Source organism: Streptomyces turgidiscabies Car8 (assembly GCF_000331005.1).
Lineage (GTDB): Bacteria > Actinomycetota > Actinomycetes > Streptomycetales > Streptomycetaceae > Streptomyces > Streptomyces turgidiscabies.
In genome coordinates this window covers 1-16,394 of sequence record NZ_AEJB01000078.1, presented here as the reverse complement: position 1 = coordinate 16,394, position 16,394 = coordinate 1, and the positions used below count along the sequence as shown (strand labels likewise).

Annotated in this window: 15 protein-coding genes; 10 read left to right on the top strand and 5 right to left on the bottom strand. The window is 71.2% G+C overall.

The genetic code is table 11. The features are described from left to right. Positions 1-91 precede the first annotated feature (91 nt). Together STRTUCAR8_RS04755 and STRTUCAR8_RS04750 are read left to right on the top strand one after the other, a co-directional pair. Positions 92-1,471, top strand: coding sequence for a hemolysin family protein (locus STRTUCAR8_RS04755; RefSeq protein ID WP_006374299.1), 1,380 nt, complete (start codon positions 92-94; stop codon positions 1,469-1,471). After that, positions 1,468-2,553, top strand: coding sequence for a hemolysin family protein (locus tag STRTUCAR8_RS04750; RefSeq protein WP_006374303.1), 1,086 nt, complete (start codon positions 1,468-1,470; stop codon positions 2,551-2,553). Before STRTUCAR8_RS04755 ends, STRTUCAR8_RS04750 begins: the two co-directional genes overlap by 4 nt. Positions 2,554-2,668: 115 nt before the next feature. Here the strand turns inward: STRTUCAR8_RS04750 and STRTUCAR8_RS04745 are convergent, their stop codons facing one another. Both STRTUCAR8_RS04745 and STRTUCAR8_RS04740 read right to left on the bottom strand, forming a co-directional pair. Beyond that, entirely contained in the window at positions 2,669-4,534 is a 1,866-nt protein-coding gene (locus STRTUCAR8_RS04745; RefSeq protein ID WP_006374286.1) for an AAA family ATPase, read from the bottom strand. 432 nt (positions 4,535-4,966) lie between these two features. After that, positions 4,967-5,620 (bottom strand): uridine kinase family protein, encoded by a 654-nt coding sequence (locus STRTUCAR8_RS04740; RefSeq protein ID WP_006374287.1) that lies wholly within the window; start codon positions 5,618-5,620, stop codon positions 4,967-4,969. Positions 5,621-5,814: 194 nt separating this feature from the next. On the opposite strand from STRTUCAR8_RS04740, the gene STRTUCAR8_RS04735 reads away from it, so the two are divergent. The 3 genes from STRTUCAR8_RS04735 (at position 5,815) to STRTUCAR8_RS04730 (ending at position 8,271) form a co-directional block, all read left to right on the top strand. Further along, positions 5,815-7,185, top strand: a complete 1,371-nt coding sequence (locus tag STRTUCAR8_RS04735; protein WP_006374291.1) for a peptidase C39 family protein — start codon at positions 5,815-5,817, stop codon at positions 7,183-7,185. 164 nt (positions 7,186-7,349) lie between these two features. Beyond that, positions 7,350-7,493 (top strand): SCO1431 family membrane protein, encoded by a 144-nt coding sequence (locus STRTUCAR8_RS52145; protein WP_006374293.1) that lies wholly within the window; start codon positions 7,350-7,352, stop codon positions 7,491-7,493. Positions 7,494-7,611: 118 nt separating this feature from the next. Further along, positions 7,612-8,271: a TetR/AcrR family transcriptional regulator gene (locus STRTUCAR8_RS04730; RefSeq protein ID WP_006374304.1), complete on the top strand. Its 660-nt coding sequence runs from the start codon at positions 7,612-7,614 to the stop codon at positions 8,269-8,271. Positions 8,272-8,326: 55 nt separating this feature from the next. Here the strand turns inward: STRTUCAR8_RS04730 and STRTUCAR8_RS04725 are convergent, their stop codons facing one another. Further along, on the bottom strand, positions 8,327-9,583 hold the full coding sequence (locus tag STRTUCAR8_RS04725) for a glycoside hydrolase family 18 protein (protein WP_006374294.1): 1,257 nt from the start codon (positions 9,581-9,583) through the stop codon (positions 8,327-8,329). Positions 9,584-9,904: 321 nt separating this feature from the next. On the opposite strand from STRTUCAR8_RS04725, the gene STRTUCAR8_RS04720 reads away from it, so the two are divergent. Then, the gene (locus STRTUCAR8_RS04720; RefSeq protein WP_006374300.1) at positions 9,905-11,077 is read left to right on the top strand and encodes an acyl-CoA dehydrogenase family protein; all 1,173 of its coding nucleotides are present in this window, start codon (positions 9,905-9,907) and stop codon (positions 11,075-11,077) included. On the opposite strand, the gene STRTUCAR8_RS04715 is transcribed toward STRTUCAR8_RS04720, so the two are convergent. Then, positions 11,040-11,342: a hypothetical protein gene (locus tag STRTUCAR8_RS04715; protein ID WP_234372737.1), complete on the bottom strand. Its 303-nt coding sequence runs from the start codon at positions 11,340-11,342 to the stop codon at positions 11,040-11,042. The genes STRTUCAR8_RS04720 and STRTUCAR8_RS04715 overlap by 38 nt on opposite strands. A gap of 158 nt (positions 11,343-11,500) precedes the next feature. Further along, positions 11,501-11,947, bottom strand: a complete 447-nt coding sequence (locus STRTUCAR8_RS04710) for a hypothetical protein (RefSeq protein ID WP_044471636.1) — start codon at positions 11,945-11,947, stop codon at positions 11,501-11,503. Positions 11,948-12,214: 267 nt separating this feature from the next. On the opposite strand from STRTUCAR8_RS04710, the gene STRTUCAR8_RS04705 reads away from it, so the two are divergent. The 4 genes from STRTUCAR8_RS04705 to fxsA all read left to right on the top strand — a co-directional run bounded on the left by STRTUCAR8_RS04705 (position 12,215) and on the right by fxsA (position 16,381). Then, positions 12,215-12,655 (top strand): Lrp/AsnC family transcriptional regulator, encoded by a 441-nt coding sequence (locus STRTUCAR8_RS04705; RefSeq protein ID WP_006374301.1) that lies wholly within the window; start codon positions 12,215-12,217, stop codon positions 12,653-12,655. Between the two features lie 86 nt (positions 12,656-12,741). Further along, on the top strand, positions 12,742-14,358 hold the full coding sequence (locus tag STRTUCAR8_RS04700; protein WP_006374302.1) for an amidohydrolase: 1,617 nt from the start codon (positions 12,742-12,744) through the stop codon (positions 14,356-14,358). Positions 14,359-14,895: 537 nt separating this feature from the next. Beyond that, on the top strand, positions 14,896-15,690 hold the full coding sequence (locus STRTUCAR8_RS04695; protein ID WP_006374298.1) for a polyprenol monophosphomannose synthase: 795 nt from the start codon (positions 14,896-14,898) through the stop codon (positions 15,688-15,690). Positions 15,691-15,781: 91 nt separating this feature from the next. Continuing rightward, the gene (gene fxsA / locus STRTUCAR8_RS04690; RefSeq protein ID WP_006374296.1) at positions 15,782-16,381 is read left to right on the top strand and encodes an FxsA family membrane protein; all 600 of its coding nucleotides are present in this window, start codon (positions 15,782-15,784) and stop codon (positions 16,379-16,381) included. The last annotated feature ends 13 nt before the right edge of the window (positions 16,382-16,394 follow it).

Sequence of the window (16,394 nt, the reverse complement as noted above, 5' to 3'; positions counted from 1 at the left end):
TGCTACCCGAGGAGTGACTCCCTCCAGCGATGGACGGATCGTCCTGTAGTACCTGCGCCGCCCCCTCCCGACATATCGAGGCGGCGGCATCATGACCACCCCCTTGCTGCTCCTCGGAGCCGCATTCCTGCTGATCCTGGCCAACGGCTTCTTCGTCGCGGCCGAGTTCGGCCTCGTCACGGTCGAGCGGCCGGACGCCGAGAAGGCCGCCGCCGAGGGCGACCGACGGGCCCGTACGGTCGTCGAGTCCCTCAAGGAGCTGTCCTTCCAGCTCTCCGGCACCCAGCTCGGCATCACCATCACCTCCCTGGTCGTCGGCATGCTCGCCGAGCCGGCGCTCGCGGAGCTGCTGCACGGCCCGTTCACCGCGATCGGCATCCCCGAAGGCGCCGCGTCCGGTGTCGCCGTGGTCGTCGGCATGCTGCTGGCGGCCGCCGTGCAGATGGTGATCGGCGAACTCGTGCCCAAGAACTGGGCGGTCTCCAGGCCGTTGCAGGTCGCCCGGTTCGTGGCCGGCCCGCAGCACGCCTTCTCCCGCCTCTTCCGCCCGGTGATCGCCGGGCTCAACGCGGTGGCCAACCGGCTGGTCCGCGGCCTGGGCGTCGAACCCACCGCGGAACTGGCCTCGGCCCGCACCCCCGGCGAGCTGGTCTCGCTGGCCCGACACTCGGCCCAGGCCGGCACGCTGGAACAGGACACCGCGGACCTCTTCGTACGGACGCTGTCGCTGGGCGAGCTGACCGCGCAGCACGTGATGACCCCGCGCGTGCGGGTCAGCTCGCTGCAGTCGTCGGCCACCGCCGAGGACGTCGTCAACCTGACCCGGGCCACCGGCCTGTCCCGCTTCCCCGTCTACCGGGAGCGGATCGACGAGATCGTCGGCATGGTCCACCTCAAGGACGCCCTCGCGGTGCCCGCCGGGGACCGGCTGCGTACACCCGTCGGCCGGATCGCCAAGTCGCCGCTGCTGGTCCCCGAGACGCTCCCTGTGCAGCCGCTGCTCGAACTGCTGCGCAGCCAGCAGCCCATCGCCGTCGTCGTCGACGAGTACGGCGGCACGGCGGGCGTCGTCACCCTGGAGGACATCGTCGAGGAACTCGTCGGCGAGGTCCACGACGAGCACGACGACGTGCTCAACGAACCGACCGAACTCGCCGCCGCCCCGCCCGAGGACGGCCGCCCCGCCTGGGACGCCGACGGCAGCTGCCGTGTCGACATCCTCCAGCGCATAGGCCTCGACGTGCCCGAGGGCCCGTACGAGACGGTCGCCGGCCTCGTCGCCGACCTGTTGGGCCGGATCCCGGTCCCCGGCGACAGGGTGGAACTGCCGGGCTGGCGCCTGTCGGTCCGCCAGGTCGGCCACTACCGGGCCGAGCGGGTACGTCTGACCAGCACCCCGGACAGCACGGACGGCACGGACAACCTGAACGGCAAGAAGACGGCGGATCTCGCGGTGGAGGCAGCCCGATGAGCGTTCTCCAACTCCTCTTCGCCCTCCTCCTCGTGCTCGCCAACGGCTTCTTCGTGGGCGCCGAGTTCGCCCTCGTCTCCGTCCGCCGAAGCCAGATCGAACCGCTGGACACGGCACGGGCCCGCCAGGTGCTGTACGGCCTGGAGCGGCTGCCGCAGATGATGGCCGCCGCCCAGTTCGGCATCACCGTCTGCTCCCTGACCCTGGGCGCGGTCGCCGAACCGACCGTGGCCCACCTGCTGGAACCGGTCTTCGAGACGGTCCACCTGCCCGAGGGCATGATCCACCCGCTGGGTTACGTCATCGCGCTCGCGCTCGTGGTCTTCCTCCACCTGGTCGTCGGGGAGATGCTCCCGAAGAACCTGGCGATGGCGGCACCCGAGAAGACCGCGCTGTGGCTGAGCCCGGGCCTGGTCGCCTTCGCCCGGGTGTGCGGGCCGGTCACGGTGGGCCTGGGCGCCTGCGCCCGGCTCGTGCTGAAGCTCTTCCGCGTCGAGCCCAAGGACGAGGTCGAGGCGGTCTTCACCAGCGAGCAGCTCAACCGGCTGGTGGAGGACGCCGGCCAGGCCGGGCTGCTCGACCCCGGTGAGCAGGAACGCCTGGAGGACGCGCTGGAACTGGGCTCCCGCCCGGTCACCGACGTCCTTCTCGACCGGGAGTCCCTGGTGACGGTGGGCCCGTCGGTCACCGGGGGCCAGGTCGTCGCCCTCACCGCCCGCACCGGCTACTCCCGCTTCCCGGTGGTGGCGGACAACGGCGCCTTCATGGGCTACCTGCACGTGAAGGACGTACTGGACCTGGAGGACTCGGAACGGGCGGTGCCGCAGCACATCTGGCGTGCCATGACGACGCTGCGATCCGAACTCCCGCTGGACGACGCGCTGACGGTGATGCGCCGGGCGGCGACCCACCTCGCCCAGGTCGCGGACGGTTCGGGCCGGGTGATCGGCCTGGTCGCCATGGAGGACGTCCTGGAACTCCTGGTCGGCGAGGTACGGGACCCGGCCCACCGCCAGACCCCGCCGGCACCGAAGGTGACCGAACCCAGGTCGGCGGCGCAGAAGGAGGCGCTGGCGAGCTAGGCAGTCCGCTGGAGGTGCGGTTCATACGGCCGCGGGCGACGAGCCGGGCCGCCGGCGGCGCGACCAGCCCTCCAGAACCAGTGCCGGGCGCCCTTCTCAAGGCGCCCGGTACTCGTCAGAGGGCCGACGGATCCTGCGGTCCCCGCCCCGACAGGACCTCCCCGTACGCCTGCATGAGGTCCGGCAGTCGCAGAGTCGACAAGTCGTCCCGGGTCAGTGTCCCCGGGTACACCGACAGCCGCAGATCCCGGTACGCACAGCTCTTCTCGTACAGGGTCCGCAGAAACCGCCCGTTGCCCAGCTCGTCGATCCACCCCTGGTCGACCACGTGTCCGGCGATCGAGCGCAGCTCGTCCAGCGCCTCCTCGTCCCACACGTCGCCGTTCTCGGCGGCCAGCACCTCGCCGATGGAGGTGAGTTCGAGCGGACGGTACGAGGGGAAGTCGACGCGGGTCGTGAAGCGGGACGACAGCCCCGGGTTGGCGGCCAGCAGCCGGTCCATGCCCTCCGGATAGCCGGCCAGGATCACCACCAGGTGGTCCCGGTTGTCCTCGGCCCGCTTCAGCAGCACCTGCAGGGCCTCGTCGCCGTACGCGTCGCCCTTGCCGTACCCGGAGTTGGAGAGTGAGTACGCCTCGTCGACGAAGAGGACGCCGCCGATCGCGGAGTCGATCAGCTCGTTGGCCTTCACCGCGGTCTGGCCGAGATACTCGCCGACCAGGTCGGCCCGCTGCGCCTCCACCAGATGGTCGCCGCCGAGCAGACCCAGCGCGTAGAAGACCCGGCCCAGGATCCGCGCCACCGTCGTCTTGCCGGTGCCGGAGGGGCCCGAGAAGACGAAGTGCCGCTTCGGCGGCTGTACCGGCAGTCCCTGTCCCGCCCGCAGCCGTGCCATGTTCAACTGGGCGGAGAGCGCCTTCACCTGCCGCTTCACCGGTTCCAGGCCCACCATGCACTCCAGCTGGGCCAGCGCCTCATCGAGGAGGGCCGGGTCCGTCGGACCGGTCGGCAGCGGCTGAACCGGGAGGGCGGCCTTCTCGCGCACCGGGTCGGTCGCGGACGGCACCGGGCCGCCGGGCGGCGGGAGTTCGGGCTCCGAGAGCTTCAGGTCTCGGCCCTCGCCGCCGAACAGGGGATCGATGCCGTCCGGGCTCTCCAGCAGCTCCTGCCCGATCCCGGTGAGCGTGATCCCCGCGAGGTCGACCGCCTCGTCGTACCCGTCGCCCTCGGAGATCGCGGCGAGCCGGGCCGAGGTGTCCATGAAGGCGGCGTCCACGCGGTGCACGGCCCGGTAAAGGGGGAGGGCCGCCGCCGAGCGGCCCGTGCCCTCGTGGGCCCGCGCCAGCCAGTACCGCAGCTCCTTGCGCTGCGGCTGCTCGCTGCGACAGCGCATCAGCGCCGCCGACAGCAGCGGCTCCGCCTGCCCGTACATCTCCAGGCGCACCCGGGCCATCCCGCCGAACAGGCCCGCCTCGATGCCCAGCATCGCGTCGTTGATCAACGGGTCGGTGTGCCGGACCAGTTGCTCCCAGTCCTTGACGAGGTAGGCGCGGCAGGCGTGCAGGAAACGGACCTGTGGGTCGGTGTCCACCGGTGGCAGACCCGCCAACGCCCGGTCCAGCTCCGGCACATGGCGGCCGTCCAGCCAGTGCGAGGCGTGCGCGAGGAGCAGATCGCGCGGGCTCTCGAGGACGGGCTGCACCCACCAGCCCAGCCAGTACCAGGAGTTGAGGGTCCGGCGATGGCGTGAGCGCTGCTCCCCGAAGCGCTCCCGGTGCCGGAACATCCGCAGCAGCGCGGTCGTCGTGTCGACGCGCAGCGCATGCAGTCCGAGCCAGCCGTCGGCCATCCCGGGATCCATCCGCACCGCGGTGCGGAACTCCTCCTCCGCCTGCGGATAGGCGCCCATCGTGTAGGCGTCCACACCTCGCAGCCAGGCGAGGTCGGCCGGGGCCTCGGGGCCCTGCGTGCCGAAGTCCATCACGTCCCCCACGAACCGTGCCCCCGATTGCCTCTCCCGACAGGCCGGTGCCCGTCGGCAGCTTGGTCGAACCGCTGTGCCGCGGACGGGAGTTGCAACGGTGCGCAGAGCAGCCGTCCGAGTCGCACCGAGGGCATCGTACCTGCGCCGCACGTGCCCGCAGCAGGGTGCCGCACAGGCCGTTTTACGAGGTGGGAGCAGATGGGGCGCACGCGGCGCGGTCACCGAGGGTGAACACATCGAGCCGCGGGGCGGCCGAAAAACGGGCCGAGGGCAGAACGAAGCCCCCGATCACGGGGGAACAACCGGGGGCTTCGCGACTGCGGGCGGCTCACAAAGGGCCGCGCATTGAGAACGTAAGTCCTGTACGGCCCACCGGTCAAGCCGAGTTGAGGCACTCGGACAACTTGCACGGCAGGGGCCTTCACAAGTTCAGCACATAGCGGATGGCCCGTCACGGTGAGTGAGATCCTGGTCTGATCCAACGGTCCCGGCAGGCCCCGGGAGCACCTCGTACCCCTCGCCGCACTGGCGTACCAGCAGGTCGGCGAACGGACGCGAGGGGTCCGCGGCGAAGTGCCGCCGTTCCGCGCCGACCCACTCGGCCCAGAACTCGCTCTGCTCCGCCCCGTCCCGCGACCTGCCGCGCGCCCAGGCGTCCTCGCCCGGGAGTTCCATCCACAGCAGCCGCGCCAGGAACGGCCGTACCGCCCGCCGCCCGGCCCCGACCCCCTCCACCAGCACCACGGGCGCGGCCCGCAGCGTCCGGGGCGGCCCGAAGCGCCGGGAAGTCCAGTCGTAGGGGGCGTAGGAGGCGCTCTCGCCCCGCCGTAGTGGCTCGATCACCTGGTCGGCCAGGCGACCCGTCCACTCGAACAGCTCGTCGTGGGTGGCGATGTCGTCCAGGTGCAGCACGGGCGCCCCGCCGAGAGCGGCGGCCAGCCGTCCGGTGAACGTGGTCTTCCCGGAGCCCGCGTGGCCGTCGACGGCGATCAGCCGGACCGGGCCGCAGGAGGGCGGCAGTCCGCGCAGGGTGCGGGCGAGATCGTCGATGGCGGGTTCCTGGGAGCGATGGGATTCGGACATATTGCCGGGGATCATTCTAGGGACCGGCCGAGGCCCGCCACCCCTCGCACCCCGGGTCGCACCAATGGTCGAGACCAATATTCCTATGCGCGGCACGGCCCGAAGTGCTGGCAGGAGCAGGTCATCGGCGGTCATAGTGGGCGCACATCCGTGCACTGTCCCGCCCGTCTATGCCACCTGGGGGTCACCCGCCCATGAGCAGAGCCGAAGAGCAGCCGTCCCGCAGAACCGTCCTCGCCGCGGCGGTCGCCGCCGCCGTCGCGGGCAGCGCCGGTCCGGCTGCCGCCGACACTCCTGCCGCGACCGGCCACGAGTCCGAGGCCGACTCCGCCCGCGTCGTCGACAACCGTGCCTGGACCTCGTACGCGGACTGGTGCGCCGGCGGCACGGCCAAGGGGGCCCGGGCCGTGGACGGCGCGCGGCCCGGGGTCGCGATCGGCGCTCCGGCCGGCACGGTCGACTACGCCGATCCGCACACCGGTACGACAGCGGCCTGGGAGTACGCGAGCTGGACGTCCCTCGTGCACCGGCTCACCGTGCCGGCCACCGAGGTCATCGCGTCCTGGAACGCGCGTACCCCGGCCGGCACCTGGATCCAGGTAGAACTGGCCGGGACGTACTCCGACGGCACCGCCACCCCCTGGTACGTGATGGGCCGTTGGGCCTCCGGCGACCAGGACATCAAGCGGACCTCCGTAGACGACCAGACCGACGACAAGAGCACGGTCTGGACCGACACCTTCGCCATCGACGATCCGGCCACGGGCCTGCGGCTGGTCTCGTACCGGCTGCGGCTCACTCTGTACCGCAAGCCCGGCACCACCGTCACACCCACGGTCTGGCGGCTGGGCGCGATGGGGTCCGACGTCCCGGACCGCTTCACGGTCCCCGCCTCGGCGCCCGGCCCGGCCCGGGAACTGATCGTCCCGCGCTACTCGCAGGAGATCCACAGCGGCCAGTACCCCGAGTACGACAACGGCGGCGAGGCCTGGTGCAGCCCCACCTCCTCGCAGATGATCATCGAGTACTGGGGCCGGAAACCCACGGCGGCACAACTGGCCTGGGTCGACCCGGCCTACGCCGACCCGCAGGTGTGCCACGCGGCCCGGTTCACGTACGACTTCCAGTACGGCGGCTGCGGCAACTGGCCCTTCAACGCGGCCTACGCGGCGACCTACAAGGACCTCCAGGGCGTGGTCACCCGGCTCGGCTCGCTCACCGACCTGCAGACGCTGATCGCGGCCGGTATCCCGGCCATAACGTCCCAGTCGTTCCTCAAGGCCGAGCTGACGGGGGCGGGTTACGGCACCCCCGGCCATCTGATGACCGTCATCGGCTTCACCGCCGACGGCGACGTGATCGCCAACGACCCGTTCTCGGCGACCGACCAGGCGGTGCGCCGGGTCTACGCCCGGCGCGAGTTCGAGAACATCTGGCTGCGGACCAAGCGGTACAACGCCACCGGCAAGGTCGTGTCCGGCACCGGCGGCGTCTGCTACCTGTACTTCCCGGCGAGGCCGACCGCCGCCCAGCTCGCCGCGCTCGCGGCGGTGGGCGTGCGCTGAGCCGGGAAGAGGGTGTGACGGCGTGCGGCGGCCCCCGGGAGACCGGGGGCTGTCCGTTTTCCGACCGGATGTGACCAACGTCTCCGGCGTGAAAGCCCCGATGAATGGCAAGGTGGAGACAACGATGGGGGGAGTCCATCGCACACCGACCTCAGCGAGATGCCATGACCGCGACCACTGCCGCAGCCCCCGCCCGCACCCGTACCGGCGGTCCCCGAGAAGACGGTCCGAAGATCTTCGAGCACGTCATGGGCTGGACGTTCGTGGTCGTGCTCGCCATGTTCGTCGCCCAGCTCGGCCTGATCTGACCGGCGCGATCCGCCGCACACGAGGCGCTCGCTCCGTCGATCGGAGTCGAACGTGCAGGTGGCTCGGGTCTGCCATACTTCGGATGTCCCGCCCGCAGTCGGAGACCAGGGCCCCGAATTGAACAGTAGTCGTCAGTCCGCCGCCGAGCGTCCGAGGGCCCGCGGCACAGACCGCTCCCAAGCGCGTCGCGCCGAACTCATCACCATCGGACGGAAGCTGTTCGCCGACAGGTCGTACGACGCGCTGTCGATGGACGACATCGCCCGTCAGGCGCAGGTCGCCAAGGGACTGATCTACTACTACTTCCAGTCCAAGCGCGGCTACTACCTCGCCATCGTCGAGGACTCGGTCGCCGACCTGGTCACCTTCGCGTCCAGCGGCCTCGATCACGCCCCAGTGGACCGCGTGCACCGCACGATCGACTGCTACCTGCGATTCGCCGAGCACAACCAGGCCGCCTACCGCACGATCGTCAGCGGCGGCGTCGGCTTCGACGCCGAGGTGCACGCCATCCGGGACGGGGTGCGCGAGGCGATCGTCGCGACCATCGCCGAAGGCGCGTACGGCAGACAGGACATCGCACCGCTGGCCCGCATGGGCCTGTTCGGCTGGGTGTGCAGCGTGGAGGGCGCCACCCTCGACTGGATCGACCGGCCGGAACTCTCCCGCGACATCATGCGCGAACTCCTCGTGAAGATGCTGGGCGGCGCCATGCGCGCCATCGAGGAACTCGACCCGACGTACGTGACACCGGAGCCGGCCCGCCGGGACAACTGACGGCGGTCGGGGCGAAGGCTCGTGGCCCTCACCCCGACCGCCTTCCGGGTGCGCCTTACTTGATCGCCCTGATCAGCTCACCGTTCGAGGTGTCGCCGCTCAGCTCCCAGAAGAACGTGCCGCCCAGGCCCTGCTGGTTCTTGTACGCCATCTTCGTGCCGATGGTCGCCGGGGTGTCGTAACTCCACCAGTCGCTCCCGCACTTGGCGTACGCCGTCCCGCCGACGGTACCGGTCGCGGGGCACTTGGCCTTCAGCACCTTGTAGTCCTCGAAGCCCGCCTCGTACGTACCCGCGGCCGGGCCGGTCGCCGTGCCGCCGGGCGCCGACTGCGTGACGCCGGTCCAGCCACGCCCGTAGAAGCCGATACCCAGCAACAGCTTGGAGGCCGGCACACCGAGGCTCCTGAGCTTCGCGATGGTCGCCGAGGTGTGGTAGCCGGCCTGGGGGATGCCCGGGTACGAGTTCAGCGCCGAGTGCGGTGCCGTCGGCCCGGTCGCCGCCCAGGCGCCGAAGTAGTCGTACGTCATCGGGTTGTACCAGTCGACGTACCTGGCCGCGCCCCCGTAGTCCGCCGCGTCGATCTTGCCGCCGGCGGTGGCGTCGGCGGTGATCGCCGCCGTGACCAGGTTGCCGGAGCCGAACTTCGCCCGCAGCGCCGCCATCACGTTCTTGAAGGCCGCCCTGCCGCTGGTGTCACAGGTGTTGCCGCAGGCGTTGGGGTACTCCCAGTCGATGTCGATACCGTCGAACACATCGGCCCACCGGGAGTTCTCCACCAGGTCGTAGCAGGACTTGGCGAACGCGGCCGGGTTCTGCGCGGCCTCGCCGAATCCGCTCGACCAGGTCCAACCACCGAACGACCAGAGGACCTTGAGCTTCGGGTGCTTCTTCTTCAGCTCGCGCAGCTGGTTGAAGTTGCCCCGCAGCGGCTGGCTCGCGGTGTCGGCGACCCCGTCCACCGACTCGGCGGCCGTGTACGCGCGGCCGGTCGCCGCATCGGCGTCGCCCATCGCGCACTTGCCGCCGGTGACGTTGCCGAAGGCGTAGTTGATGTGGGTCAGCCGGGCGGCCGAACCGGAGGTCTCGATGTTCTTGACGTAGTACTTGCGGTCGTAAGTGCCCCATTCGGTGAAGTAACCGACGATCTTGGAGCCGGCGGCCTTCGGGACGGGCTTCACGGCGGCCTTCGAGGCTGTCTGGGCGGCGGTCGCGGTGCCCGCGCCGGCCAGCAACCCGGCGCCGAGAACGGCACAACAGGCGGCGGACACAAGCGTCTTGAAGCGGACGCGGGGGAGATGCGGTCGGTGCATGGAGCTGTCTCCTCGGAAGGGAGGGGAGCACGGGGGAGGTGGTGCCGGGAACTGCGGGCACAGTAAGTGGACTAGACCAGTGCGGTCAATGGTTCGGACCAATTCCGGGTCGAGGTCCGTGTGCCGGGATGTGATCGAATAAACGCTCGTTAACCGGTGACGCCGTGCCGCCGATCGGGCATACTCGCAGCTCCACAGCCGTACGCCGACCACTTCCGCGACCCGGAAGGGCCAGCATCGGCCGTGACCAGTGAGACCGGCGGACGCCCCCCAACTCGGCGCGCGTGTGCCGTAGCGCCCGACAGGGAGGAGAGCGTCGACATGCCCGACCACGCCCCGCAGCCGGTGGACCGTCAACTGCCCACGGACGAGGCCCGGGACCTGATCTCGCTCGTCCGTGACATCACCGGGCGCGAGATCGTCCCGAAGGCCGCCGAGGAGGAGGAAGCCGGCCGCTTCCCGCGCGAAGTCTTCGCCCTGCTCTCGGAGTCGGGGCTGCTCGGCCTTCCGTACGCCTCCGAACACGGCGGCGGCGACCAGCCCTACGAGGTCTATCTCCAGGTCGTCGAAGAGCTCGCTGCGGCCCGCCTCACCGTCGGGCTCGGCGTCAGCGTGCACACGTTGTCCTGCCACGCACTCGCGAACTACGGCACCAAGGAACAACAGGCCGAGCACCTGCCCGCGATGCTCGGCGGCGGCCTCCTCGGCGCGTACTGCCTCTCCGAGCCCGCGTCCGGCTCCGACGCCGCCTCCCTGAGCACGAAGGCGGTCCGGGAGGGCGGGGACTGGGTTCTCACCGGTACCAAGGCCTGGATCACCCACGGCGGCGTCGCAGACTTCTACACGGTCATGGCACGCACCGGCGAGGAGGGCCCGCGGGGAATCACCGCGTTCCTGGCCCCCGCCGACGCGGAGGGGCTGAGCGCCGCGGCGCCGGAACGGAAGATGGGCCTCAAGGGCTCGCCCACCGCGCAGATCAACTTCGACGGGGTCCGGCTCGACGGAAGCCGGCGCGTCGGCGAGGAGGGACAGGGTTTCGCGATCGCCCTGGCCGCGCTCGACTCCGGGCGCCTCGGCATCGCGGCCTGCGCGATCGGCCTGGCCCAGGCGGCACTTGACGAGGCGGTGGCCTACGCGACCGGGCGCCGGCAGTTCGGGCGGCCGATCTCCGACTTCCAGGGGCTGCGCTTCATGCTCGCCGACATGGCCACCCAGATCGAGGCGGGCCGGGCGCTGTACCTCGCGGCGGCACGGCTGCGTGACACCGGGCGGCCCTTCGCCAAGCAGGCCGCGATGGCCAAGCTCCTGTGCACCGACGCCGCGATGAAGGTCACGACGGACGCCGTCCAGGTGCTCGGCGGCTACGGCTACACCGCGGACTTCCCGGTCGAGCGCTACATGCGCGAGGCCAAGGTCCTGCAGATCGTCGAGGGCACCAACCAGATCCAGCGGATGGTCATCGCCCGTCATGTGGCGGGCCCGGAGACGCGCTGAACGGGTCGATCACGATCCCGAGCCCGACCGGCGGCGCCGCGAGCCGGACCCACTCCGGGTCGTAGCGCCCCGGCAGGGTGCGGCCACCGTCGGCCCAAGTGCGCAGCAGGACACGGTAGATGGGCGGGTCGGGCGGGGTCGGTGGGTTCGGTCGGCCCTGGTTCGGCCGACTCTGGTTCAGCGAGCTCTGCGGAACCGATTCTCCGGCGCCGGAGTCGTAGAACTGGCGCAAACGTCCCGGCGCCGCGTACCTGGGGGTCGTCATGCCAGGGCAACGCGGTGACGGTCGTTCAGGTCACCGCGCCCCGGATTCGGCTCTGCGTTCGCGACGGCACACGCCCGTACCCGACCCGTGCCACGGCGGCCTGCGAGCCATGGTGCTCGGACGGTCAGGAGAGTTCGGGCGGATGCGAGCGGATGCGCTCAGGCGGCGTGACGCCGCAGCTCGGTGACCCGCATCGGGCGTGAGCCCGGGCCGCCGACGTGCGAGAAGGGCTGGGTCCGCCAGTCGAGCCCCTGAGGGAGCGTCAACAGCAGGGCGGTGTGCTGCTCCTGGGGCTCCGCGGACTCGTCCGCGGACCGGGCTTCGGCCGCCGCGCGGCCCGTACCGGCGCAGACCGTGAGCCCGAACGGGTTCCACGGTGACGCGCACAGCGCGTGCTCCGGCAGGATCTCCTCGTCGGCGAGCAGCGCGATGGGCTGCGTGCAGTCCGGGCAGATCACCCGGAACATCTCGAAGGTGTCGTAGTCGTCGAGTTCCTCGCCGTCCAGTGCGTCGGATGCGTCGCGTTCGACGTAGTCCGGCTCGGGCTCGACGACCAACTGGGGCCTCTTGGGCGCGGTGCGACCAGGGCGCTTAAGACTCTGCATGGGTTACTCCCCCTCGGGCTGGGCCGTCCAGGCAACTGCGGCCTCGGCCACAGCAAGCACTTCCCGCCCGGTCTCGGCGGTAATCACGAGACCATCACGGAGCACGTTCGAGGGCTGTGGCGTTCGTCACATGCCGTCCGCAGGTGCCCGTGGCGATGCTTTTGTCCCTCATCCGGCTCACAGGGCACCGGTGTCACATCACGAACAGGGCATGACCAGCACCGCTCAGGTATCGGAGGAGATCAACCGCACTGTAGGTTCTGCGCCATGGAGGAGCTGGACCGACAGATCGTGCAGCTGCTCGTCAAGGACGGGCGGATGAGTTACACCGACCTGGGCAAGGCCACGGGCCTGTCCACGTCTGCCGTGCACCAGCGAGTGCGCCGGCTGGAACAGCGAGGCGTCATCCGCGGCTATGCCGCGGTCGTCGACCCGGAGGCGGTGGGGCTGCCGTTGACGGCCTTCATCTCGGTGAAACCCTTCGACCCCAGCGCCCCGGACGACATCGCGGAACGCCTCCGGGACGTCCCGGAGCTCGAGGCGTGCCACAGCGTGGCGGGCGAGGAGAACTACATCCTGAAGGTCCGCGTCGCCACTCCCCACGAGCTGGAGGAGCTGCTGGCCAGGGTGCGCACCCTCGCGGGCGTCTCGACCCGTACGACGGTGGTCCTGTCCACGCCGTACGAGGCCCGCCCGCCGAAGATCTGATCAGCGGGCACAGCCGACAGCTCCCGACCCCCGGTGCACACGCCCCAGGTGCGGGTCCGCCGGGCGCTCACGAGAAACTGTTCCCCATGAGTGAACGCCCGGTACCCCCCGACACCGTCCTCCTGCGAGGCGGCGAAGTCCACAGCCCCGCCGACCCCTTCGCGACCGCGATGCTCGTCGAGCGCGGCCATATCGCCTGGGTCGGCTCGGAGGGCGCCGCAGACGCCGTCGCGGGCGCGGCGGACGAGGTGATCGACCTCGACGGCGCCCTCGTCACCCCGGCGTTCACCGACGCACATGTGCACACCACCGCCACCGGGCTCGCGCTCACCGGCCTCGACCTGTCCGACGCCCCCTCGCTGGACGCGGCCCTCACCCTCGTACGCGCGTTCGCCGCCGCCCGTCCCGCCGACCGGGTGCTCCTGGGTCACGGCTGGGACGCCGCCCGCTGGCCCGGCGGCCGCCCGCCGACGCGCGCCGAACTGGACGAGGCCACCGGGGGACGACCGCTGTACCTCAGCCGCATCGACGTCCACTCGGCGGTCGTGACGACCGCACTGCTCGACCTGGTACGGGGCGACACCGGCCGCTCCGACGCCCCGCTGACCGGCGACGCCCACCACGCCGTCCGGGCCGCGGCCCTGGGTGCGGTCACCCCGGCACAGCGCACCGAGGCGCAGCGGGCCGCCCTCGCGCGCGCCGCCTCGCTCGGCATCGGCTCCGTACACGAGTGCGCGGGGCCGGAGATCTCCTCGGAGGACGACTTCACCGGGCTGCTCCGCCTCGCCGCGGAGGAACCGGGCCCCCGTGTGGTCGGCTACTGGGCCCAGCAGGGCGAGGAGGGGGTCGAGAGGGCCCGCGCACTGGGCGCGCTCGGCGCCGCCGGTGACCTGTTCGTCGACGGCGCCCTCGGCTCGCACACCGCCTGTCTGCACGAGCCGTACAGCGACGAGGCGGGTCGCACGGGCACCGCCTACCTGGACACCGCGGCCGTCGCCGCCCATGTCGTCGCCTGCAGCGAGGCAGGCCTTCAGGCGGGCTTCCACGCCATCGGGGACGCCGCTGTGACCTCCGTGGTCGAGGGCGTGCGCGCCGCCGCCGAGAAGGTCGGCCTGGCCCGTGTCCGCGCCGCCCGGCACCGCGTCGAACACGCCGAGATGCTCACCCCCGAGACCATCGCCGCCTTCGCCGAACTGGGCCTCACCGCGTCCGTGCAGCCCGCCTTCGACGCACTGTGGGGCGGCGAGGACGGCATGTACGCCCAGCGCCTGGGCGCGGCCCGCGCGCGTACCCTGAACCCCTTCGCGGCCCTCCTGAAGGCCGGTGTCCCGCTCGCCCTCGGCTCGGACAGCCCGGTCACCCCGCTCGACCCCTGGGGCACGGTCCGCGCCGCCGCCTTCCACCGCACCCCGGAGCACCGCATCTCGGTCCGCGCGGCCTTCACGGCCCACACCCGCGGCGGCTGGCGTGCCGTCGGGCGCGACGACGCCGGCGTCCTGGTGCCGGGCGCGCCCGCGGACTACGCCGTCTGGCGCGCCGAAGCCCTGGTGGTCCAGGCCCCCGACGACCGGGTCGCCCGCTGGTCCACCGACCCCCGCTCCGGCACCCCGGGCCTGCCCGATCTCACCCCGGGCACCGACCTCCCCGTCTGCCTGCGCACAGTGGTGGGCGGCCGGACCGTGTTCGTACGGCCGGGCGAGTGATCTACTGGGGTGGCGCGGGACGGACGGGTGGCCGACACGCCGTCGCGCGACCTGCGTATCCACGGTCCTGACCAGGCAGTTGTCGAAATAACCGCAGTTCAGGCAACTGTTGACAGCCGACGGCGGATGGCCGGTAGGTTCTGCCGGGTCCACCACCGGACGCCCGACCGGGGAACCTCCGAGCAGTCGCCGCAGCGCCGCTGGGTCAGGGATGGTGTGCCGCACCGGCGCACCACCACTGGCAGCCAGGCTCAGCGCCCGCGCCGCGGCGGCGGAACGTTCCACCCGGTCGGCAAGGTGTGACCCGGGTGGGGCCCGGACGTCCAGTAGACAACGGCTTTCGGTCGACCCGCAGCCAGCGGGTCCCAGGTCGGCCCGAAGGGCGCCGGGCCCCGATCCGCAGTGCGCACAGGTGACGAAGCGGACTCGCTTACCCGGCTCTTGCCGAATAGACACCCCCGTAGGCATGTGCTGACACGTCGGCGCAGGCCATGCCGACTATGGTGGACCTCTGCGTACGGACTCGAAGGGGCAGTAGTGAACGACGGCGACGGGACTCTCGCGGCAGAGGCCCAGGAGCGGCGGTTCGGCCCGCTCGGCACGGCTTTGGTGATCATTCCGACCTACAACGAGGCGGAGAACATCAAGAAGATCGTCGGCCGGGTGCGCGAGGCTGTCCCCGACGCGCACGTTCTGGTGGCGGACGACAACAGCCCCGACGGCACCGGCAAGCTCGCCGACGAACTGGCCGCCGGGGACGACCAGGTCCAGGTGCTGCACCGCAAGGGCAAGGAAGGCCTCGGCGCCGCATACCTCGCCGGCTTCCAGTGGGGCATGGACAACGGCTACGGCGTCCTGATCGAGATGGACGCCGACGGCTCCCACCAGCCCGAGGAACTGCCCCGCCTGCTGACCGCCCTCAAAGGTGCCGACCTGGTCCTCGGCTCCCGCTGGGTGCCCGGCGGCCGGGTGGTCAACTGGCCCAAGTCCCGCGAGTTCATCTCCCGCGGTGGCAGTCTCTACTCCCGGGTCCTGCTCGACGTACCCATCCGGGATGTCACCGGCGGCTACCGCGCCTTCCGCCGCGAGACCCTCGAAGGCCTCGGCCTCGACGAGGTGGCCTCGCAGGGCTACTGCTTCCAGGTCGACCTGGCCCGGCGCGCGATCAGGGCCGGCTACCACGTGGTCGAGGTGCCCATCACCTTCGTCGAGCGCGAGTACGGCGACTCCAAGATGAGCCGCGACATCCTGGTCGAGGCCCTGTGGCGGGTCACGACCTGGGGCGTGGGGGAGCGAGTGAACCGGGTCCGGGGCAGGACCTGGAAGTCGTAGCGGTCCTTCGCGGTTGCGCTCGTACGACCTCACAGGCTCTGTTGATCATCCTCTTATCCTGTGCTGAGCCCGGCCCAGGCACACTGGACGTATGACGACTGGCGCACCGACCCCCACGTACCCTGCCCAGCCGCGGCGTTCCCGGCTGCGCACGTTCCTGCCGCTGGGCGTCGCCGCCTGGCTGGTGCTGGAGATCTGGCTGCTGACCGTGGTCGCCGGCGCGGCGAGCGGTTTCACGGTCTTCCTGCTCCTGGTCGCCGGTTTCGTGTTCGGCTCCGTGGTCATCAAGCGGGCGGGCCGCCGGGCCTTCAGGAACCTCACAGAGACTCTGCAACAGCAGCAGGGCGGCACGCCGTCGGCGAGCACGACCCGCCCCGGCGGCAGCGAGGGCAACGGCCTGCTGATGCTCGGCGGTCTGCTGCTCATGCTGCCCGGCCTGATCTCCGACGCGTTGGGTCTGCTGTTGCTGATCCCCCCGCTCCAGAAGGCGATCAGCCGCTACGCGGAACGCACCTTCGAGCGCAAGCTGAGGGAAGCGACCCCGGGCACCCTGGGCGACGCCTTCCAGCAGGCGAGGATGCACCGCCCGGACGGCAAGGTGGTCCAGGGTGAGGTCATCCACGGCGAGGTCGTCCGGGAGGACGGGACGGATGGCACCGTGGGAGACCGGCGCCCGCCGCTGACCGGCTGACGTCTGGCGGCGC